The 21,196-nt window shown below is 34.9% G+C and carries 19 protein-coding genes; 7 read left to right on the forward strand and 12 right to left on the reverse strand.

What is annotated here, in order from left to right:
* Positions 1-20: 20 nt before the first annotated feature.
* The gene (rplU, locus tag DR980_RS04545) at positions 21-443 is read right to left on the reverse strand and encodes a 50S ribosomal protein L21 (RefSeq protein ID WP_091259317.1); all 423 of its coding nucleotides are present in this window, start codon (positions 441-443) and stop codon (positions 21-23) included.
* A gap of 237 nt (positions 444-680) precedes the next feature.
* Here rplU and DR980_RS04550 point away from each other — a divergent pair, with 237 nt between their 5' ends.
* Together DR980_RS04550 and DR980_RS04555 are read left to right on the forward strand one after the other, a co-directional pair.
* Positions 681-2,006, forward strand: coding sequence for a M16 family metallopeptidase (locus DR980_RS04550; RefSeq protein WP_113634071.1), 1,326 nt, complete (start codon positions 681-683; stop codon positions 2,004-2,006).
* An 11-nt stretch (positions 2,007-2,017) separates the two neighbouring features.
* Positions 2,018-4,066, forward strand: coding sequence for an insulinase family protein (locus DR980_RS04555; RefSeq protein WP_244199257.1), 2,049 nt, complete (start codon positions 2,018-2,020; stop codon positions 4,064-4,066).
* 70 nt (positions 4,067-4,136) lie between these two features.
* Here DR980_RS04555 and DR980_RS04560 read toward each other — a convergent pair whose 3' ends face one another.
* Positions 4,137-5,003, reverse strand: coding sequence for a DMT family transporter (locus DR980_RS04560; RefSeq protein ID WP_113634073.1), 867 nt, complete (start codon positions 5,001-5,003; stop codon positions 4,137-4,139).
* A 109-nt stretch (positions 5,004-5,112) separates the two neighbouring features.
* On the opposite strand from DR980_RS04560, the gene DR980_RS04565 reads away from it, so the two are divergent.
* Positions 5,113-5,490: a heavy-metal-associated domain-containing protein gene (locus tag DR980_RS04565; protein ID WP_113634074.1), complete on the forward strand. Its 378-nt coding sequence runs from the start codon at positions 5,113-5,115 to the stop codon at positions 5,488-5,490.
* A gap of 190 nt (positions 5,491-5,680) precedes the next feature.
* On the opposite strand, the gene gldD is transcribed toward DR980_RS04565, so the two are convergent.
* From gldD to mutY, 4 genes are read right to left on the reverse strand one after another with little or no spacing between them, the layout of a single operon-like run.
* Complete coding sequence (gene gldD, locus DR980_RS04570) at positions 5,681-6,244, reverse strand: gliding motility lipoprotein GldD (RefSeq protein ID WP_113634075.1); 564 nt, start codon at positions 6,242-6,244, stop codon at positions 5,681-5,683.
* A gap of 6 nt (positions 6,245-6,250) precedes the next feature.
* Positions 6,251-7,546: a gliding motility-associated protein GldE gene (locus DR980_RS04575; RefSeq protein WP_113634076.1), complete on the reverse strand. Its 1,296-nt coding sequence runs from the start codon at positions 7,544-7,546 to the stop codon at positions 6,251-6,253.
* Positions 7,547-7,569: 23 nt separating this feature from the next.
* Positions 7,570-8,010, reverse strand: a complete 441-nt coding sequence (locus DR980_RS04580) for a single-stranded DNA-binding protein (RefSeq protein WP_113634077.1) — start codon at positions 8,008-8,010, stop codon at positions 7,570-7,572.
* Between the two features lie 44 nt (positions 8,011-8,054).
* Positions 8,055-9,092, reverse strand: a complete 1,038-nt coding sequence (gene mutY, locus DR980_RS04585; protein ID WP_113634078.1) for an A/G-specific adenine glycosylase — start codon at positions 9,090-9,092, stop codon at positions 8,055-8,057.
* 133 nt (positions 9,093-9,225) lie between these two features.
* Between mutY and DR980_RS04590 the strand changes: the two genes are divergently transcribed.
* Together DR980_RS04590 and DR980_RS04595 are read left to right on the forward strand one after the other, a co-directional pair.
* On the forward strand, positions 9,226-9,516 hold the full coding sequence (locus tag DR980_RS04590; RefSeq protein ID WP_066080765.1) for an HU family DNA-binding protein: 291 nt from the start codon (positions 9,226-9,228) through the stop codon (positions 9,514-9,516).
* 318 nt (positions 9,517-9,834) lie between these two features.
* Positions 9,835-11,379 (forward strand): Rne/Rng family ribonuclease, encoded by a 1,545-nt coding sequence (locus DR980_RS04595; protein WP_113634220.1) that lies wholly within the window; start codon positions 9,835-9,837, stop codon positions 11,377-11,379.
* 187 nt (positions 11,380-11,566) lie between these two features.
* Here DR980_RS04595 and DR980_RS04600 read toward each other — a convergent pair whose 3' ends face one another.
* A complete protein-coding gene (locus DR980_RS04600) occupies positions 11,567-12,010 on the reverse strand; it encodes a nucleoside deaminase (protein WP_113634079.1) in 444 nt (147 codons plus the stop codon).
* 94 nt (positions 12,011-12,104) lie between these two features.
* Here DR980_RS04600 and DR980_RS04605 point away from each other — a divergent pair, with 94 nt between their 5' ends.
* Both DR980_RS04605 and DR980_RS04610 read left to right on the forward strand, forming a co-directional pair.
* Positions 12,105-13,886, forward strand: coding sequence for a 1-deoxy-D-xylulose-5-phosphate synthase (locus DR980_RS04605; RefSeq protein ID WP_113634080.1), 1,782 nt, complete (start codon positions 12,105-12,107; stop codon positions 13,884-13,886).
* Between the two features lie 38 nt (positions 13,887-13,924).
* The gene (locus tag DR980_RS04610) at positions 13,925-14,959 is read left to right on the forward strand and encodes a DUF3078 domain-containing protein (protein ID WP_113634081.1); all 1,035 of its coding nucleotides are present in this window, start codon (positions 13,925-13,927) and stop codon (positions 14,957-14,959) included.
* 3 nt (positions 14,960-14,962) lie between these two features.
* Here the strand turns inward: DR980_RS04610 and dgt are convergent, their stop codons facing one another.
* From dgt to DR980_RS04635, 5 genes are all read right to left on the reverse strand, one after another.
* Entirely contained in the window at positions 14,963-16,309 is a 1,347-nt protein-coding gene (gene dgt, locus DR980_RS04615) for a dGTP triphosphohydrolase (protein ID WP_113634221.1), read from the reverse strand.
* Between the two features lie 104 nt (positions 16,310-16,413).
* Positions 16,414-16,890, reverse strand: a complete 477-nt coding sequence (locus tag DR980_RS04620) for an RDD family protein (protein WP_113634082.1) — start codon at positions 16,888-16,890, stop codon at positions 16,414-16,416.
* A 189-nt stretch (positions 16,891-17,079) separates the two neighbouring features.
* Complete coding sequence (locus tag DR980_RS16605; RefSeq protein WP_262510247.1) at positions 17,080-17,202, reverse strand: hypothetical protein; 123 nt, start codon at positions 17,200-17,202, stop codon at positions 17,080-17,082.
* A 197-nt stretch (positions 17,203-17,399) separates the two neighbouring features.
* Positions 17,400-19,814, reverse strand: coding sequence for a ribonucleoside-diphosphate reductase subunit alpha (locus tag DR980_RS04625; RefSeq protein ID WP_113634083.1), 2,415 nt, complete (start codon positions 19,812-19,814; stop codon positions 17,400-17,402).
* Between the two features lie 202 nt (positions 19,815-20,016).
* Positions 20,017-20,994, reverse strand: a complete 978-nt coding sequence (locus DR980_RS04635) for a ribonucleotide-diphosphate reductase subunit beta (RefSeq protein ID WP_091166051.1) — start codon at positions 20,992-20,994, stop codon at positions 20,017-20,019.
* Positions 20,995-21,196 lie beyond the last annotated feature (202 nt).

Consider the following 21,196-nt stretch of genomic DNA (forward strand, 5'->3'; position numbering starts at 1 on the left):
GTATTAGTTTTATTTTGTTATTATTCTTGAGTATCTTCTTTTTTAGCTTTAGCTACCTTTTTCTTAGGAGCTTCAACTTCTTCTGTAGTTGCTTCAGCTGCTGCTTTTTTAGGAGCCGCTTTTTTAGCACCAACACCAGTAATACCTTCAATTACAATTTGAGTAAGATATTGTCTGTGACCGTTTCTCTTTTTGTATCCTTTTCTTCTTTTCTTTTTGAAAACGATAACTTTATCTCCTTTTAAGTGTTGTAACACTTTAGCTTCTACTGAAGCACCTTCTATAGCTGGGGCGCCTAAAGTGATAGTTCCGTTATCATCTAATAAAAGAACTTTGTCAAAAGAAACTTTTGAACCTTCTTCATTAGTCAAACGGTTAACATAAACCTTTAAGTCTTTGCTTACTTTGAATTGTTGCCCTGCTATCTCTACGATTGCATACATACTGAATTGTTTTAATAATTTTTAAGGTTGCAAATATACAATTAAATATTTACCTCGCAATTTGTTGAAGAAAAAAAATATTTTTTACGCCCGAATTCCTTATTTGTTAGGCTTTTGAACCAACTCTACCAAAAAGCATGATGAACTAGTGTTAAATTTCCCACACCGAAGTAGTTTTGATGTAACAAAAATATAAAAACACTACTAACAATACATATTAACAAAATTATTAACCTTATGAAAAATTCATTAATGGCTTTAGGTGCTTTGTTTATGCTAGGAGGAGTCGCTTCTGCGCAAAAAGTAGCTTTTGAGGAATACAAATTAGACAATGGCTTGCATGTGATTTTGCACAACGACCCATCTGCTCCTACCGTTATTACATCTGTGATGTACCATGTGGGCGCCAAGGACGAAAATCCAGAGAGAACTGGTTTTGCTCACTTTTTTGAACATTTATTATTTGAAGGAACCGAAAATATCAAACGCGGTGAGTGGTTTAAGATTGTAACTGGAAACGGTGGTGTAAATAATGCCAACACTACTGATGACAGAACCTATTATTATGAAGTTTTCCCTTCTAACAACTTAGAATTAGGTTTATGGATGGAAGCAGAAAGAATGTTACACCCGGTAATCAATCAAATTGGTGTTGATACTCAAAACGAAGTGGTAAAGGAAGAAAAAAGACTTCGTGTTGACAATCAGCCTTATGGGAACTTTTTAGCGGAAGTAAAAAAGAATATTTTCACAAAACACCCGTACCGTTGGGCAACTATTGGTTCTATGAGCCATTTAGATGCCGCTACATTAGAAGAGTTCCAAGCTTTCAATAAGAAATTTTACATTCCTAACAATGCTGTTTTAATTGTTGCTGGTGATTTCAAAAATGAACAAGCTAAAGAATGGATCCAAAAATATTTTGGCCCTATCAAAAAAGGTGCTGCTATCAAAAGAGAGACATTTGTTGAAGAGCCAATTACTCAAACCATAAAAGCTAAATTTGAAGATGCTAATATCCAAATCCCTGCAATCGTAGCAGCGTACAGAACTCCGTCTATGAAAACCAGAGACGCAAGAGTTTTGGATATGATTTCTTCTATTTTAAGTGATGGAAAAAGCTCAAGATTATACAAGAAAATAGTAGATGACAAAAAAATGGCTTTACAGATTGGTGCTTTTAGCAACAACCAAGAAGATTACGGAAGCTACATCATTTACGGTTTGCCACAAGCTCCAAACACTGCTGAGAATATTCTTGCCGAAATTGACTTGGAGATCGTAAAACTACAAACAGAATTGATTTCTGAAAAAGATTTACAAAAATTACAAAACAAATTCGAAAACCAATATGTAAACAGCAACTCAACTATTGACGGTATTGCTGACAACTTGGCTTCTTATCATTTGTTATACGGTGATGTAAACTTAATCAACACCGAAATCGAAATCTACCATTCTATCACTCGTGAGGAAATCAGAGATATTGCCAAGAAATATTTAAATCCAAATCAAAGATTAGTTTTGGATTATGTTCCATCTAAAGACAAAGCTCAAAACTAAGATATATCATTATGAAAAAATCAATATTAATTTTATCAAGCTTGTTCTTAACAGTAATCATGCAAGGACAAATCATCCCTCAGCCAAAACCCGGAGTCGCTCCAACGATAAAAATTGGAAAACCGGTAACCTTTGAATTAAAAAATGGCTTGAAAGTTATGGTCGTTGAAAACCATAAATTACCAAGAGTCGCATTCAGCCTTACTTTAGACAATGATCCGTATGCTGAAGGCGACAAAAAAGGAGTAGCTGACATGACCAGTACTTTAATTGGAAGCGGTACCACAAAAATTTCGAAAGCAGCTTTCAATGAAGAAGTGGATTTTTTAGGTGCCAACATCAATTTTAGTTCGAACGGTGCATCAGCAAGTGCATTATCTAAATATTCTGGAAGAGTTTTAGAATTAATGGCTGACGGCGCATTAAACCCAAACTTCACACAAGAGGAATTTGACAAAGAGAAAACAAAACTTATTGAAGGCTTAAAAGCCAATGAAAAAAGCGTTTCAGCAGTAGCAGCAAGAGTTGTAGATGTTTTGACTTATGGAAAAAACCATCCTGCTGGAGAATATGTAAGCGAAGCTACTTTGAAAAACGTAACTCTTGCTGATGTAAAAGCGAATTACAATACTTATTTTGTTCCAAGTAATGCTTACCTAATTATTGTGGGTGATGTGAAATTCAGCGAAACAAAGAAAATGGTAGAGAAATTATTTGGTTCATGGAAAAAAGCAAGCGCTCCTTCTATTTCTTTCAGCGATCCAAAAGATGTTCCCGCTACACAAATCAACTTTATTGACATGCCAAATGCAGTTCAATCAGAAGTTGCAGTTGTGAATATGTCAAATCTTAAAATGACTGATCCTGATTACTTCGCAGTTTTGGTTGCGAATCAAATCCTTGGAGGTGACTTTAACAGTTATATTAATATGAACTTAAGAGAAGCTCATGGATGGACGTATGGTGCTAGAACTAGCATTTACGGAGACAAACGCGTTTCTACTTTTAATGCTTCTACACAAGTTCGTAATGCTGTAACAGACAGTACAGTTGTTGAGATTTTTAAAGAATTCAAAAAAATCAGAACAGAGAAAGTGACTGATGAAATGTTAGCCAGCGTAAAAGCAGGATACATTGGACGATTTGTAATGCAAATTGAAAAACCACAAACGGTAGCAGGATATGCTTTGAGAATTCAAACACAAAGTTTACCAGCTGACTTCTACGAAAACTACATTAAAAACATCAGTGCTGTAACAGCAGATGATATTTTGAGAGTTGCGAACAAATATTTCTTGGCTGACAATAGCAGAATTATAATTGTAGGAAAAGCAGCTGATGTAGCTCCTAGTTTAGAAAAATTAAAATTCCCGGTATTATACTTTGATAAATACGGAAACCCAACAACTAAACCAGAATTCAAAAAATCGGTTCCAGCTGGAGTTACTGCAAAAAGCGTTATTGACAATTACATCAAAGCTATTGGCGGCGAAAAAGCAGCATTAGAAGTAAAAACAATCGCAATGACCGGAACTACAACAATTCCACAAGCACCTTCTCCATTAAATTTTACTTCTAAAATTGATGCCAAAGGAAAGCTTATGGTTGAATTAGCCATGGGAACTATGAGCTTAATGAAACAAGTAGTAAATGAAAAAGGAGCTTATGTAATGCAGCAAGGGCAACGTCAGAACATCGAAGGAACGATGCTAACAGACATGAGAGCAGCTGCAACACCTTTTGAAGAATTATCTCTTTCTAAAAAACAAGGTTTAACACTAGAAACTATCGAGTCAATTAATGGAAAAGACGCTTATGCCGTTAAGAACGGTAAAACTACTCTATATTATGATGTAGTTTCTGGTTTAAAATTAGCAGAATCTAAAGTGGTAGAACAAGGTGGTCAAAGCATCACACAAACTACAAATTATGCAGATTACAAAGAAGTAAAAGGAGTTAAAGTTCCTTTTAATATCATCCAAAATGTAGGTTTTGAATTGGACATAAAAATGTCTGATGTAAAAATCAACGAAGGTGTTTCGGATGCTGATTTTCTATAATCAAATCTTGAATAAATAATCAAAGGCTGTCTTTTTAGGCAGCCTTCATCGTTTAATACTATTATTGAACCTATTTCTTAGCTGATAAATACACGCCAATTAAAACAATAAAAGCGCCAAAAAACTGAACCGGCGTCAACATTTCATTGTCTAATAACCCCCAGCAAAAAGCAACAACGGGAATCAAATACGTTACCGAAGTAGCAAAAACAGGTGAAGACATTTGGATCAATTTAAAAAATAGAATATTCGCAATTCCGGTTCCTACAACCCCAAGAACCATTATAAATAAAACCGCTTCCTGCACCTTAACATCGTGCACCACTTCGAAAAATCCAGAGAAAAATAAGATTAGGGATGCCGGAAAAAACAACACCATAAAATTCCCGGTAGTAATGCTCAATGGACTCAAATCATGCAAATATTTTTTGATTAAATTTACATTTATTGCATAACATATAGAAGCTATTAAAACCAAAATAGCATAATAATAATTTTGTTCCGGATGATGAATAGCACCATTCAAAATCAACAAAGCGCTTCCTATTAAACCAATTAGAATCCCAAAAATCTGATTTCTTTTAAACTGCAATCCAAAAACTAATGCACCCAGAATTAATGTATTCAAAGGAGTAAGCGAATTCAAAATAGAACTAACAGAACTATCAATTTCGGTTTGGGCAATCGCAAACAAATAAGCCGGAATAAATGTCCCAAACATAGAAGTTAAGGCAATGTATTTCCATTTATGTACCGGAATTTTAGACAAACTTTTGAACCCGATCAACAATAAAAAAACAGCTGCAAAAATAATTCGCAACGATCCCAATTGTAAAGCTGTTAAACCGATTAATCCTTTTTTTATCAGTATAAATGAACTTCCCCAAACCAAGGCAAGAACCATTAAGTATACCCATTTTAATTGCTTTGATTCCATAAAAATAATTTTGCCCCAAAATTGTAATTATTTTATGAATTAGTCCTTCTTTTTTTAATTAATTTTGCGAAATACAAAAACGCTTTTAATCTTTAAAATATACTTCATAATGAATATCAAAAAATCAATCGTAACGATAGTACTTACCAGTGTTTTATTTGTAGGCTGTAAGGAAAAAGAAACAGAGATGGCTGCAAAAGAAACTGCAATTACAGAAGCTCCAAAAGTTAAAAAAGAAATTGCTGCTGCTAATCTTCAAACAGCGAGTTTCTCTGTAGAAGGAATGACATGCGCTGTAGGCTGCGCCAAAACTATTCAAGAAGATTTGACCGCACTAGATGGTGTCCAAAAAGCAACGGTAGATTTTGATACAAAATTAGCCACAGTAACTTTTGACAAAACAGTTCAAACACCAGAAAAACTGACAACAGTTGTCGAAGCTGCTGCCGATGGTAAAACGTATAAAGTTTTGAAGATGAAGTCGTAAATTGACTTTCACATTTTTTACTGCAAAGCATTCTCTTACTGGGGATGCTTTTTTTTAACATATAAGTCATTGAAGGTCCTTTTAGAAAGCTCGGAATTTAGTATTCACGGGCTTATTTGCACTTAAATGTCTTATATGTTGTTAAAGATTATTTATTGTTAAGCAATATTTTGGTAAATCTTTATCCTTGTTATTTCCACTTTAAGGTCTCCATTAGTCGCTGCATGTCATTTTTGACATAACTTGCTGCTGGCATAATAGAATCATAATTAGGTTTTGCATAAAAATAAACAGAGCCAGTTACAAAATGTCTGGTACTGTCCGTGGCATAAAACTGCGAATTTGTAGCGGCATTTCCTTCTACCTGATAAAACATTCCATAGACTTTTTTATCGGGATTCAAATACGGTTGTTCTAGAATATCATCTGCTTTTATAACATGCTCAAAAGTCAGTTTTTGAGCATCACGCAACAGTTCATTAATATTTTTGGTGACTGGTTTATAGGTCAAAAAAATAGTTGCTTTCATTTTAGGGTATGTTATCGTAAACCCACAATCCGTCTCTTTTTTGATAACGGCCTCTGAATTCATTTCGAACGCAAAAGGACATTCGTTTTCGAAATTTACATATTTTGCTTCTGGATAATCCAATCGCAAATAGCTGGAAGGTTTTGGCAAGACATCATCTTTACAACTAAAAACCAACAATGAGACTGCAATTATTGCCGAAAAAGCGATTATTTTTTTTAACATTTTTACTTATTCAATCGTTACTTTTATTTGCTTCACCCGTTTTTGATCTACTGCTTCTACTGTAAACAAACAATTTTCGAATGATATTTTCTGATTTTTTTTTGGAAAATTTCCCAAAATCTCAAGAATAAAACCAGCCAATGTTTCAGCTTCTCCTTTTTTTATTTCAAATAATTCTTCGTCGACATCAATTATCCTATAAAAATCCTTGAGGTTTATTTTCCCTTCAAAAAGGTAATTTTTTTCATCAATTTGAGAAAAATTAATATGTTCATCGTCAAATTCATCGCTAATATCGCCAACAATTTCTTCAATGACGTCTTCAAGTGAAACTAATCCTGATGTTCCGCCATATTCATCAACAACGATAGCCAAATGACTTTTCATGCTTTGAAAATCTTTTAAAAGATTATCTAATTTTTTATTTTCAGGAACAAAGAAAGGCTCTCGCAACAACGATTTCCAGTCAAATTCATTTGTATTAATATGTGGCAACAAATCTTTAACATACAAAACGCCTTCTATCTGATCTATATTGTCCCGATATACCGGAATTCTGGAATACCCTTTTTCTATAATTTTAGGACAAATAACGGAAAAAGTTTCGTCTATTTCTAAAGCAAAAATATCGATTCTGGGACTCATAACTTGTCTGGTATCTGTATTTCCAAAGCTTACAATTCCTTCTAAAATTTTTTGCTCTTCAGTAGAAGTTTCGTCCGAAGCTGTTAATTCTAAGGCTTGTGATAATTGGTCAACAGAGAAATTTGTTTTTTGCTTCGCTAATTTATTGTGGAAATAAATCGTTGCTGCTCGCATAGGCAAACTTATTGGCGAAAGCAATTTGTCCAAAAAAGCAATTGGATACACAATCAATTTAGCAAATTTTATATTGTTTCTGCTGGCGTATACTTTTGGCAAAACCTGACCGAATAACAAAATTAAAAAAGCAGCGATTAGTACTTCTAGAATAAATTTTAAAAGTGGTATTGTTACTGCTGAAAAAATCGTTTTTCCAACTACCGAAAACAAAAGTATTATGGAGATATTAATGAAATTATTCGCAACCAGAAGCGTTGCAACCAATTTTTTGGGTTTTGCTAAAAGTCCTGAAATAATTTTCCCTTTAGAGTTATTTTTCTGTACTATTTCGTCGATGTCTTTTTGTAACAACGAAAACAAGGCTACTTCAGCTCCTGAAATTAATGCGGAACAAAACAGCAAAATGGCAATTCCTACAAAACCAAAAACTACATTAGCATCTATAGCGTAAGAAAAAAATAAACTGGGCTCTGGGTCCAAATTAGTTGAGATTAATTAAACAATCAGAATGGCAAGTCATTAATAGGCAAGACATTATTTTCTGGGTCAAAATTAGTGTTTTTCGGAACATCAGCTGCAGGAATTTGTTTGTTGTTTTCACTGTCTTTTTTTGTGGAAAGAAAAGTAAATTCAGTCACTTGAATCTCAGTGGTGTGTTTTGTACTTCCATCCTCTGACTGCCATTGACGAGACTTAATGCGGCCTTCAACGTAAATTTTATCTCCTTTAGAAAGGTATTTTTCACAAAGTTCCGCGGCTTTATTGCGTACTACCAAATTATGCCACTCCGTAGAAGTGATTTTTTCGTTGGTAGTTTTGTTGATGTACACTTCGTTTGTGGCCAATTGAAATCTTCCGATACAATTGCCACCATCAAAATAATGCATTTTGATGTCGTCGCCAAGAAAACCAATTAACATAACCTTATTTAATGTTCCGTTCATTTTAGAATATGGTATTTCATCAAAGGTACATTTTTTTAGAAACTCTATAAATCCTTTTCAATAAAATTATGAATCACAATTGGGAACGGAAACGTTCTCAAAGTTTCCCCATCAATTCCGTTTTCAATTGTTCCTTTTACTTTTACTTTCCAAAACTTGATGTGTAAATGCTGGTGTGACAATTTATGAATGATACTTTTTTCGTTGTATTCTAACATACTTACGACCGTGTTATCTTTAAAATACTCCGCTTGAACGGCTTCGCTAACACAATCAAAATCTTCTTCTTTTTCGGTTTCGATCAAAGGGAATTCATATAAGTTATGCCAAATTCCTTTGTCCGTTCGTTTTTGAATTATAGTGTTATCATTTTCATCTGCAACGACCATATAATTAAAGTATCGGTTTCTAACTTTTAGCTTTTTGGACTTTACAGGCAACTGATTGACTTTATTTTTTTGCAAAGCGGCGCAACTTTCGTTGAAAACACAAATACCGCAATTCGGGCTTTTAGGAACGCATTGCAACGCACCAAACTCCATAATGGCTTGATTGAAGGTTGCCGGATTATCCTTTGGCATCAGTTCGAAAGCCAAAGCAGCAAATTCTTTTTTGGCGGAAGCCTGAGCAATATCCGTATCCACATCAAAATAACGGGACAAAACCCGAAACACGTTCCCATCAACAACCGGAACAGGTTCTTTATAAGAGAAAGAAGCAATAGCGGCCGCAGTGTATTCTCCTACTCCTTTCAATTTCAACAAGTCATTATAATTACCTGGGAAAATTCCCGATAATTCCTGTGCTATATGCTGCGCAGTTTTATGCAAGTTTCGGGCTCTGGAATAATATCCTAATCCCTGCCAGAGTTTCAAAACCTGTTCTTCATTGGCTTTCGCCAAATCAAAAACAGTGGGAAAAGCGGTTGTAAAAGACAAAAAATAAGGCATTCCTTGTGCCACACGCGTTTGTTGCAACATGATTTCAGAGAGCCAAATAGGGTACGGATCAGTGGTATTTCTCCAAGGTAAATCGCGTTTATTTTGTAAATACCATTGTATTAACAAGTTAGAAAAAATCATGTTTTAATTATTTGTTAGCAAAAGTAAAAGTTTATGTGATTAAAATTTAATGAATTAGCTTGAATAATTGTTTTTTAAATTCCTATATTTGCAAACTCAAAAAAATAGTACAACATTATAAATAGGAAAGAAAATGACGAAAGCAGATATCGTAGCAAAAATTTCAGAAAAATTAGGTCTTGAAAAAGGAGATGTACAAGCAACTGTAGAGACCTTTATGAATGAAGTAAAAAATTCATTAGAAACTGGAGACAATGTTTATTTAAGAGGTTTTGGAAGTTTTATAGTGAAGACTAGAGCTGAGAAAACAGGAAGAAATATTTCTAAGAATACCACAATAAAAATTCCTGCACACAACATTCCTGCATTCAAACCTGCAAAAGTTTTTGTAGAAGGAGTGAAAACAAATAACGAAGCAAAATAATAATATTAATCATAAAATCGACAAGACATGCCAAGTGGTAAAAAAAGAAAGAGACATAAGGTAGCAACGCACAAACGTAAAAAAAGAGCGAGAGCTAACCGACACAAAAAGAAAAAGTAGTTTTAAACTACTTTTTTCTTTTTAAAAGTTCATTGAAATTGAAAAAAGATGAAAGAGCAAAGAAAATAGATAACAGACTCCAAAAGTCTAGACTCTTTAATCTATTCTCTATAAATCTTCTTTTCCCCGGGTTCAATACCTGTAAAAATATTGTTTAATCCATTTGTTCGCCTTGGCGAATAGATAAAAATGTACAGCGTGAATAAAGAATTAATCATCCGATCTAGTTCTGAAGCCGTAGATTTTGCCTTATTAAAAGATGGAAAACTAATTGAATTACACAAAGAAGAAGAAAAAAGCAACTTCCAGGTTGGTGATATTTTTATTGCCAAAATCAGGAAACCAGTTGCCGGACTTAACGCTGCTTTTGTAAATGTAGGCTTCGAAAAAGATGCCTTTTTACATTATCATGATTTAGGACCTAATTTAGCTTCCCAACTGAAATTCATAAAACTTGTAAGCGCAGGTAAATTAAAAGATTTCTCCCTAAAAAACTTTCAGTTTGAAAAAGAAATAGACAAAGATGGTACCATCACTGATGTTTTGAGTTCCAATCAATCTGTTTTAGTACAAGTCGTCAAAGAACCTATATCTACAAAAGGACCAAGAATTAGCGCTGAGCTTTCTCTTGCCGGGAGATTTATAGTTTTGGTTCCGTTTTCTGACCGCGTTTCTATTTCACAAAAAATAGAAGACAAAAAAGAAAAAGAACGCTTGAAACGATTAGTACAATCCATCAAACCAAAAGGATTTGGTGTTATTGTTCGCACAGTAGCCGAAGGCAAAAATACAGCCGAATTAGAAAAAGATTTGCAGAACCTGCTCAGCAGATGGACTGCAATGTGTAAAAAATTACCAACTGCTCATCATCCGTCAAAAGTATTAGGAGAACTCAACAGAGCCTCTTCGATATTAAGAGATGTATTCAACGATACCTTTAGCGGTATTCAGATAGATGACGAAGAGTTGTACAACCAAACAAAGGATTATTTGCAAGAAATTGCACCATCCAAACAATCAATTGTTAAGTTTTATCAATCAAAAGACACACCTATTTTTGAGAAATACAACATAGAGAGACAAATCAAAACTTCTTTTGGAAAAACAGTATCCATGAGTAAAGGGGCGTATCTTATTATCGAACACACTGAAGCTCTACACGTTATAGACGTAAACAGCGGAAACCGTTCTAATAAAGCCACCAACCAGGAAGATACAGCCATGGAAGTCAATATGATTGCAGCTGCCGAAATCGCAAGACAATTACGTCTTCGTGATATGGGCGGAATCATCGTAGTCGATTTTATCGATATGTCAAATCCTGAAAATCGTAAAGTGTTGTTCGATTTCTTGAAAGAAGAAATGAGCGATGATAAAGCAAAACACAAGATCTTACCTCCGAGCAAATTTGGATTAGTTCAAATTACAAGACAAAGAGTAAGACCTGAAGTAAATATTAAAACCAGAGAAGAAGATCCAAACAATGAAAGCGGCGAAATTGAAGCGCCAATTCAAATCATTGATAAAATCGCTTTCGATCTGGAAAGAGTGTTAAAAAACCACAAAGATGTTGTGCTTAATGTACACCCTTTTGTGGCCGCATACCTTACCAAAGGTTTTCCATCATTACGTTCAAAATGGTTTCTTGAACATAAAAAATGGGTGAAAATTATACCTCGTGATGCTTACACGTATTTAGAATATCATTTCTACGACAAAAAAGAAAATGCTGTCATAGAATAAATTACAAACTCCTCAAGAAATTGGGGAGTTTTTTTGTGCGTCATTGTGAGATTTTTCGAGGCAATCTGTAATTTATAATTTATTTGTTTTTAGGAGCTAATCCAGCTATCCGCTATATCTTTTCCTGGCTAAAGAAGTCAGAAAAAGGATGCCGCTACTATCTGGGCTAAGGCATTCGTTTATAGTATCACTTCCTCCTCTCGACAAAAAATCGCTTCATCAACTCCGAAGCTTCATTTGCCAAAACACCTTTCACAACCGTAGTTTTAGGATGCAATTGAGTTCCCATTTTTACAAAACCGCGATTCTCATCGCTGGCTCCATATACAATTTTCGAAATTTGACTCCAGTACAAAGCGCCTGCACACATCTGGCAAGGTTCCAGTGTGACATATAGTGTACAGCCTATTAAATATTTCCCGCCAAGATAATTCGCTGCTGCAGTGATGGATTGCATTTCGGCGTGAGCCGTAACATCATGAAGTAATTCAGTCAAATTATGACTTCTGGCAATGACCTTATTATCAATTACAATTAGGGCGCCAACAGGAATTTCGCCTTTTTCAAAAGCCATTTCGGCTTCCTGCAAAGCCTTTTTCATAAAATATTCGTCGGTGAAAGGATTTATCATAATATAGGACCGCAAATTCGCAAATTTAAATTCTTTGTGAAACAACTTTTTTTATCGACTGTAAAAATACAATTTCAAATCGTACCTTTGCTTTATGTCAGATAATTTACTTTCAAACATCAATAACCCAACCGATTTACGCTTGCTTGACGAAGCCCAACTTCCTCAAGTTGCCCAAGAATTACGCGATTTCATTATCGATATTGTGGCTGTAAAAGAAGGTCATCTTGGCGCAAGCTTAGGAGTCATCGAATTGACAATTGCCTTGCATTATGTTTTTGATACCCCAAATGATTTATTAATTTGGGACGTAGGTCATCAAGCCTACGGACATAAAATACTCACCGGCCGAAGAGAAAATTTTCATACCAATCGTCAACTCGGTGGTATTTCTGGTTTCCCAAAAAGAAGTGAGAGTATTTACGATGCTTTTGGCGTAGGCCACTCCTCTACTTCTATTTCAGCAGCGCTAGGAATGGCAATTGCTTCTAATTTGAAAGGTGATTTCAACAAACAGCACATTGCAGTAATCGGCGACGCATCGATCGCTTCAGGAATGGCTTTTGAAGGACTAAATCACGCCGGAGTTACTGATGCTAATTTATTAGTAATTCTTAATGATAACGCCATCGGGATTGATCCAAGCGTGGGTGCTTTGAAACAATACCTCACTGCAGTGAAAGAAGGGAAAAATCCGAGGCAAAATAACATGATTAAATCCTTGAATTTTGATTATTCGGGGCCTATTGACGGCCATGATATTTTTGCCGTTATCAAAGAACTGAAACGTTTGCAAAAAACAAAAGGACCAAAATTTCTTCATATCATTACCACAAAAGGGAAAGGTCTTCAACAAGCTGAGGACGATCAGGTGAAATACCATGCTCCCGGAAAATTTGACGCTTTAACAGGAGAAATTCACATTAAATCAGAAGAAAATCTACCTCCAAAATATCAGGATGTTTTTGGCTTGACCGTATTGGATTTAGCTAAAAAAAATGAAAAAATAATAGGAATCACACCAGCGATGCCGTCCGGAAGCTCACTGAAATTCATGATGGATGCCTTTCCAAAACGTGCTTTTGACGTAGGAATTGCAGAACAGCATGCCGTGACTTTAGCCGCCGGAATGGCAACACAAGGAATGATCGTTTATTGTAACATTTATTCCACTTTTTTACAAAGAGCATACGACCAAATAATCCACGATGTGGCTTTGCAAAATCTTCAAGTGATTTTTTGTTTGGATAGAGCCGGTTTAGTCGGAGAAGACGGCGCAACACATCACGGTGTTTTCGATTTGGCCTATTTGCGTTGCATTCCTAACATGATTGTTTATGCCCCAATAAATGAAATAGCGTTGCAAAATATTTTATATACTGCTCAATTAGGATTAGATCACCCTATAGCCATTCGCTATCCGAGAGGTCGCGGAGTCATTCAAGATTGGCAAACACAACATCTTGGGAAGTATGAAAAAATAGATATTGGAAAAAGTGTTTGCATCAAACAAGGTTCGAAAGCAGCCGTTCTATCCAATGGAACTATTGGCAATAATGTCTCTTTGGCTATAGCCAAAATGAAACATCCAGAAACTATTGCGCATTACGATTTTTCGTTTGTTAAACCATTAGACGAAAAGGCATTAAAAAGCATTTTCAATACCTTTAAAACCATCATTACAATAGAAGACGGTACTGTAAAAGGCGGATTTGGAAGTGCAATTCTTGAGTTTGCCTCAGAGAACAATTATGCGTCAAAAATTACTGTTTTGGGTATTCCAGATGAGTTCATTGAACATGGAACTGTAGCCGAATTACAACAATACTGCAAAATTGACGTTAAAAGTCTTGAAATACTTTTTTCAAGTTATTAAAATAATTATTTTGCAACCCCAAACACAATTACTCCAAAATGAAATTTTTAACCTACACATTATTACTCCTTGCATTCACATTTCCTATTAATAGCTTTTCCCAAGAAGCGACAACCACCACTCTTTCCGACGGACTTAAACCTATTACCACACTAACAACTGTAGATAAATCATTGCATGTTCCGCTAAAAATACAAACAAAAACGCATTATTTACCTTTATCGTATTGGAGCAAAAAAAACAGTTTAGGTTTTGACATTTCCGAAGTAGCATTCGTCAACTGGTCTGCCGGGGGAACAAGTTCAATTTCCGGTTTATTTAAAGGTAAATTTCACCGAGTATATAACCGAAGTAACTATAATTGGTCTAATGAATTAATAATTAGATACGGATTAAACAAACAAGACGGAATCGATATTAGAAAAACAGATGATGCCATCCAGTTAAACTCTACTTTTGGTTACAGAAAAGACACGCTTTCAAACTGGTTTCATTCGGCTAAATTTAATTTCAACACGCAATTTACCAATGGTTACGCGTATCCAAATACTGAAAAAGCAATTTCAAAACCGTTTGCTCCGGCTTATATTTTTATGGGAATAGGTGCCGAAAATATCGATAAAGAAAAAAAGAGAACTTTTTATATCTCTCCATTTACCTTCAAAACGACCTTAGTTTTAGACCAAAGACTAGCCGATCAGGGTGCTTTTGGTGTTCCAAAAGCTACTTACGATCTCGACGGAAATCAACTCACAGAAGGTGAAAGGTCAAAAATGGAACTTGGTTTTCTGATTACCAACAAATACAAAAAAGAAATTTTCAAAAATATCAGTTTAGAAAATCGGCTGAGCTTATATTCTGATTATGTAAATCGTTTTGGAAATATCGATATTGATTGTGATTTGCAAGTAGAACTTGTGGTAAATCAATATGTAAAAGCCAATATTGGAGCACATGTTATCTATGATGATGACATCAAATCTAAAAGAGAAATTGCAGGAATACAAGTAACCGAAGGTCCAAAAACTCAAGTCAGACAGGCAATTGGTGTGGGAATTGAATATATTTTTTAAACGTTAATTCTTTTTTCTCCCATTAATAGTTTCAAATAATTCCAGTGCATTTCCGTCTGTGAGCATGGATACATAATGACAAATGTGCAGCAATCGTCCGTACAGATTTTCCTTTTCTAAATGATGCTTTTCCGGCAACATTTTCAAAATTAAACAGTCGTAATTAGACGCATTCCCGTTGTATTTGTTATTAAAAGCCGTTATGAATTTATCCAACAACGTTTGAATAATCTGATAACCGACGATTTCTTTCTCAATGACTTCACGGCTTTGGTAAATATTATCTACACTAATCTTGATAATATCGTCCATTTGGGCTTTGTATTTGCTTTTGTCCATTATGGCAAAAGGAAATTTTCCGTTCAGAATCAGGGCTTCATTTTCGACAAATACTTTTACGGCATCATTGATTAAGCTCCCAATTGCCAAAGCGCGTAAGTAACTAATACGGTCTTCTTTGGTTTCCAAAGTCTTGTATTTTGAAGTATCAATACTGTCTTTTACCAATTTTATCAAATATTCCAACGCAAAATCCTCAGAAACTAATCCTAAATTGATTCCGTCTTCAAAATCAATAATGGTATAACAAATATCATCCGCCGCTTCTACTAAATATGCCAAAGGATGTCTCTCGAAACCTATGTTTTCGCCTGATTTATTTGGAATCAAACCCATATCTAAAGCTACATCTTTAAAAAAAGCTTTATCGGTTTGAAAGAAACCATATTTTTTGTCGGCAATGTCTTTGGTTGGTTTTTTTGGTAAACTTTCTTTAGGGTACTTCATGAAAGCCCCCAAAGTTGCATACGAGATTCGAAGTCCGCCTTCAATTCCAGGACGACTGGCCGTCAATACCGAAAAACCGTTCGCATTCCCTTCAAAATCAATTAAATCCTGCCATTCTTTTGCGCTAAGCTGGTCTTTGTATTGCTGTCCTTTTCCAATGGAAAAATACTCTCCAATCGCTTTTTCACCGGAATGTCCAAAAGGTGGATTTCCAATATCATGCGCCAACGAAGCCGCAGCAACAATAGCTCCAAAATCATTCATGTGATAGCCATGAACTTCTTTCAAATGCGGATATTTCTCGATAATTTTCTTACCCACCAATCGCCCCAATGAACGACCCACAACCGAAACTTCTAAACTGTGCGTCAATCGGGTGTGTACAAAATCAGTTTTTGATAAAGGAATAACTTGTGTTTTATCCTGCAAACTTCTAAAAGCGGCTGAGAAAATGATACGGTCGTAATCAACCTCAAAACCCAAACGGGTATCATCTTGTTCTACACGTAATCTTTTGCCTTTGTCGCCTTGTCGTTTTAGTGATAAAAGTTGTTCCCAGTTCATCATTTTATTTTTGGTATTTAGAAGGAGCGAATATAAAGAAAAGGATGTGTTTAAAAACAAAAAAGCAGCCTAAAATGACTGCAATTTTTATCTTTGCTATTTATTTATTCTTCAGAAAACAATTTCTTTTTGTCTAAAAAATCATGCTTTTTCACCACATACGTAACTGATAATGTATCATGCCATCCTCGCTCAGCAGTTAAAAAAGAAAAAGGCTCAAAAGGAATTAATCTAGAAAGTGTTCTAATCATTATACTTTTCATATTGGGTCTTGAACCATCATGCTTTACAACCATTGTTTTCGTGAAATACTTCCCGAAGGTTCTGGAAAAATACATTTCAGTTATTAAATAATAAAAAAACAAGATGACAAGTCCAAAAAAGAAACTTTCAACTACGCTTAATGAGGAAACCCAATTTGATGCTGTATCACTTTTCGTTAAATCTCCAATTAGAATAATGGTCGTACCAATACTTATTTCGATAACATAAATTATAAATAAATCAATAATGAAATTCAGGAGACGTTGGCCTTTGGAAGCTAATAAATCATCTGTAATAGTAAATTTTTTATTTTCCATGGCATTTAGTATAAAAGGATTGTTTAAAGTGTGAATTATCTCAAATATAGTGAATTATTTACAAATTTAAACTGTTAGCTATTGGTATTTTAGCCCTGATTGCAGTGAAAATCCTTTTTGTTCGCCTTTTCGGCGAATAAAAGATTGTAACGAAAAGCGGGAAATAGCTCCAAAAAAAAGCAGCTATCGTTACAATAGCTGCTTTTCAAATTTAAATGCTTTTTTTAATTCGAATTTTAAAACAACTTCCGTCAGTTTTACAAATTCTTCTACCATTTCTTGTTGTGATACATTTTCTGAAAATGTAATCATAACCTTCATCCGTTTTTGGAATCATAATTGAAAATATTAAAATTTAACAATAAAGAAGTCCTTTTTTTTACCAAAATATTTTATATTTGGAGTGTTAAATCAAATACATATTTGGCTATAGAATAGAACTTCAATTCTATTATCTATAATTTATTAAAAAAAGGCTTCAACTCGAATTGAAGCCTTTTTTATTTTATTTAACTCCCACACATTTCACATTCGTCTGGACCAGCATTTTTAGACAATTCAAGCATCGCTCTGTATTCATCGGCTGTCATTTCTACTGCTTCTGCAACTGCAGGAATAGCGATTGATTGCTCTTTGATTTCGATTGGCTCTGCTTTTTTATCATTGTTCAATGTAAATTTAATTGCATCCACCGCAGCTTTGGTTCTTAGATAATACATTCCCGTTTTCAATCCGGATTGCCAAGCGTAGAAATGCATTGATGTCAATTTAGAATAATTGGCATTTTGCATGAACAAGTTCAATGATTGCGATTGATCCACAAAATAACCACGTTGACGTGACATATCGATAATGTCTTTCATTGACATTTCCCAAACGGTTTTGTACAATTCTTTCAAGTCTTGCGGAATATTAAGTGCTTGAACTGAACCGTTATTACGCATTAATTCTTGTTTCAAGGTTTCGTTCCACAAACCACGCTCCACTAAATCGTGTAACAAGTGTTTGTTTACCACAATAAATTCACCTGAAAGTACTCTTCTCGTGTAAATATTAGAAGTGTATGGTTCGAATGCTTCGTTGTTACCCAAAATTTGTGAAGTCGAAGCCGTTGGCATTGGCGCCACTAATAATGAGTTTCTTACTCCGTGTTCCATTACTTCTTTTCTCAATGAAGTCCAGTCCCAACGTCCTGATAATTCCTCGTCTTTCAATCCCCAAAGGTTATATTGAAATTCCCCTTGTGAAATTGGCGAACCTTCAAAACTAGAATATGGACCTTCTTCTTTGGCCATTTCCATCGAGGCGGTTACGGCTGCAAAATATAAGGTTTCAAAAATTTCCTGATTCAGTTTTTTCGCTTCGTCGCTCGTAAACGGCAAACGCAACATGATGAAAGCATCAGCTAATCCTTGCACTCCAAGGCCAATTGGTCTGTGGCGTTTATTGGAATTTTCTCCTTCAATTACCGGATAATAATTCCTGTCAATTACTTTATTTAAGTTTCTGGTTACTCGTTTGGTAACGGTATACAACAATTCATGATTGAATTTTTTGTTTTCCACAAACATTGGTAACGAAAGTGAAGCCAAGTTACAAACCGCAATTTCATCTTTAGAAGTGAATTCCATAATCTCCGTACACAAATTCGAAGAACGAATGGTACCCAGATTTTTTTGGTTTGATTTTCTGTTGGCTGCATCTTTGTACAACATGTAAGGTGTTCCAGTTTCAATTTGCGATTCTAGGATTTTCTCCCACAATTCATGCGCTTTGATGGTTTTTCTACCTTTTCCACGTTTCTCGTAATCAATGTACATTGCTTCAAATTCTTCGCCATACACATCATACAATCCCGGACATTCATTAGGACACATCAGTGTCCAATAACTGTCTTCTTGCACACGTTTCATGAATAAATCCGACGTCCACATCGCGAAGAACAAATCTCTGGCACGCATTTCTTCTTTTCCTGTATTCTTTTTCAAGTCTAGAAATTCAAAGATATCCGCATGCCAAGTTTCGATATAAATAGCAAAACTTCCTTTACGTTTTCCTCCACCTTGATCTACATATCTTGCAGTATCATTGAAAACTCTTAACATAGGAACAATTCCGTTTGACGTTCCGTTTGTTCCACGAATATAAGAACCAGTAGCTCTTACATTGTGAATAGAAAGCCCAATTCCACCAGCTGATTGCGAGATTTTAGCCGTTTGTTTCAACGTATCATAAATGCCGTCAATACTATCATCTTGCATTGCCAAAAGGAAACAGCTAGACATTTGAGGTTTTGGAGTTCCGGCGTTGAACAATGTAGGAGTTGCATGCGTAAAGAACTTTTTCGACATTAAGTCGTACGTTTCAATCACCGATTTCAAATCGTCTAAGTGAATTCCAACGGAAACACGCATCAACATGTGTTGTGGACGCTCCACGATTTTACCGTTTATTTTAAGCAAATACGATCTTTCCAAGGTTTTAAAACCAAAATAATCGTAGTTAAAATCTCTGTTGTATATAATATGGGAATCTAAAAATTCCGCGTTATCCATTATCACTTTATGCACTTCCTCAGAAAGTAACGGTGCGTATTGACCATTTCTTGGGTTTACATAATTGAACATATCATTCATCGTTTCCGAAAATGATTTCTTAGTATTCGAATGTAAATTTGAGATTGCAATACGAGCGGCTAACTGTGCATAATCCGGATGCGCAATAGTCATTGACGCAGCAGTTTCGGCAGCAAGATTATCCAATTCCGATGTCGACACACCATCATAAAGCCCTTCAATTACTCGCATTGCCACTTTCACGGCATCAACCAAATCATTCAAACCATAGCATAGTTTTTTAATTCTATCCGTGATTTTGTCGAACATTACCGGCTCTTTGTGGCCATCTCTCTTAATTACATACATAAGCTCAATTGTTTTTAAAAAACAGAAAATCCCTTTCCTATTTTTTTGGGTATTTGTTAATTTTTTTTTGGGAAGCTAATCCCGCTGTCATTCCAATCTTTCTAGTCCTGAACTTGTTTCAGGATCCTGAAACAAGTTCAGGACTAGAAAGGATATTCCCTTCCATCGGGGCTAAAACACCCGATACTACAATAACTATTTTCTAAAAATCAGCGTCAAAAGATATTTTCTGAGCATCTTCATCGGTATTCATAACACCGGCTTTTTGATATTCGGCTACTTTCTTTTCAAAGAAGTTTGTTTTTCCTTGAAGTGAAATCATATCCATAAAATCAAACGGATTTGTAGTATTGTATTCTCTTTCGCAACCTAATTCGACCAATAATCTATCAGCAACAAATTCTAAATATTGCGTCATCAATACCGCATTCATCCCTATCAAACTCACTGGAAGTGATTCGGTGATAAATTCTCTTTCAATATTCAAAGCATCTACAATGATACTTCTGATTCTTTCTTTTGGCACTTTATTCACCAAGTGGTGGTTGTGTAAATGCACCGCAAAATCACAGTGAACCCCTTCGTCACGCGAAATCAATTCGTTAGAAAATGTCAATCCTGGCATTAATCCACGTTTTTTCAACCAGTAAATAGAACAAAATGCTCCCGAAAAGAAAATTCCTTCCACCGCTGCAAAAGCAATTAATCTTTCAGCAAACGAATCCGATTCTATCCACTTCAAAGCCCAATCCGCTTTTTTCTTAATTGCAGGAAAAACTTCTAAAGCATTGAACAATTCATCTTTCTCTGCTTCGTCTTTTACATAAGTGTCAATCAATAACGAATACGTTTCGCTGTGAATGTTTTCCATCATGATTTGGAATCCGTAAAAGAATTTTGCTTCTGCATATTGCACTTCGTTCACAAAATTTTCAGCTAGATTTTCATTTACAATTCCATCTGAAGCAGCAAAAAATGCCAAAATGTGTTTAACAAAATAACGCTCATCGTCTGAAAGTTTGTTATTCCAGTCATTTAAATCTTGTGACAAATCAATTTCTTCAGCAGTCCAGAAACTGGCTTCCATACTTTTATAAAATTCCCAAATATCATGGTGTTTGATTGGAAAAATCACGAAACGATTTTTATTCTCTTGTAAAATTGGTTCAAGTTGTGCCATTTATAGTAGTTTGTTTTTTTGAGATTTTAACGAAATAAATTCCGTTTTGAGAGTTACAAAGATTGCGAAATATTGATGAAATTAAAAGCCAAACTTATCCACAATAAGCCATAGTTTTTAACAAAAGGAAAAAATAAATAGATTTTTTATTCAAACTATAAAAAACTGCAAATCAGTTTATTAAAATTTAAAAAATAGCGTA

Source organism: Flavobacterium psychrolimnae (assembly GCF_003312425.1).
Taxonomy (GTDB): domain Bacteria; phylum Bacteroidota; class Bacteroidia; order Flavobacteriales; family Flavobacteriaceae; genus Flavobacterium; species Flavobacterium psychrolimnae.

Bases quoted from the DNA above. Each gene is read 5' to 3' on its own strand.
- dgt (WP_113634221.1), bottom strand. From the start codon at position 16,309: ATGAACTGGGAACAACTTTTATCACTAAAACGACAAGGCGACAAAGGC.
- DR980_RS04550 (WP_113634071.1), top strand. From the start codon at position 681: ATGAAAAATTCATTAATGGCTTTAGGTGCTTTGTTTATGCTAGGAGGA.
- gldD (WP_113634075.1), bottom strand. From the start codon at position 6,244: ATGTTAAAAAAAATAATCGCTTTTTCGGCAATAATTGCAGTCTCATTG.
- DR980_RS04620 (WP_113634082.1), bottom strand. From the start codon at position 16,890: ATGGAAAATAAAAAATTTACTATTACAGATGATTTATTAGCTTCCAAA.
- DR980_RS04590 (WP_066080765.1), top strand. From the start codon at position 9,226: ATGACGAAAGCAGATATCGTAGCAAAAATTTCAGAAAAATTAGGTCTT.
- DR980_RS16605 (WP_262510247.1), bottom strand. From the start codon at position 17,202: ATGATTACATTTTCAGAAAATGTATCACAACAAGAAATGGTAGAAGAA.
- DR980_RS04555 (WP_244199257.1), top strand. From the start codon at position 2,018: ATGAAAAAATCAATATTAATTTTATCAAGCTTGTTCTTAACAGTAATC.
- rplU (WP_091259317.1), bottom strand. From the start codon at position 443: ATGTATGCAATCGTAGAGATAGCAGGGCAACAATTCAAAGTAAGCAAA.
- DR980_RS04605 (WP_113634080.1), top strand. From the start codon at position 12,105: ATGTCAGATAATTTACTTTCAAACATCAATAACCCAACCGATTTACGC.
- DR980_RS04565 (WP_113634074.1), top strand. From the start codon at position 5,113: ATGAATATCAAAAAATCAATCGTAACGATAGTACTTACCAGTGTTTTA.
- DR980_RS04625 (WP_113634083.1), bottom strand. From the start codon at position 19,814: ATGTATGTAATTAAGAGAGATGGCCACAAAGAGCCGGTAATGTTCGAC.
- DR980_RS04635 (WP_091166051.1), bottom strand. From the start codon at position 20,994: ATGGCACAACTTGAACCAATTTTACAAGAGAATAAAAATCGTTTCGTG.
- DR980_RS04560 (WP_113634073.1), bottom strand. From the start codon at position 5,003: ATGGAATCAAAGCAATTAAAATGGGTATACTTAATGGTTCTTGCCTTG.
- DR980_RS04580 (WP_113634077.1), bottom strand. From the start codon at position 8,010: ATGAACGGAACATTAAATAAGGTTATGTTAATTGGTTTTCTTGGCGAC.
- DR980_RS04610 (WP_113634081.1), top strand. From the start codon at position 13,925: ATGAAATTTTTAACCTACACATTATTACTCCTTGCATTCACATTTCCT.
- DR980_RS04600 (WP_113634079.1), bottom strand. From the start codon at position 12,010: ATGATAAATCCTTTCACCGACGAATATTTTATGAAAAAGGCTTTGCAG.
- mutY (WP_113634078.1), bottom strand. From the start codon at position 9,092: ATGATTTTTTCTAACTTGTTAATACAATGGTATTTACAAAATAAACGC.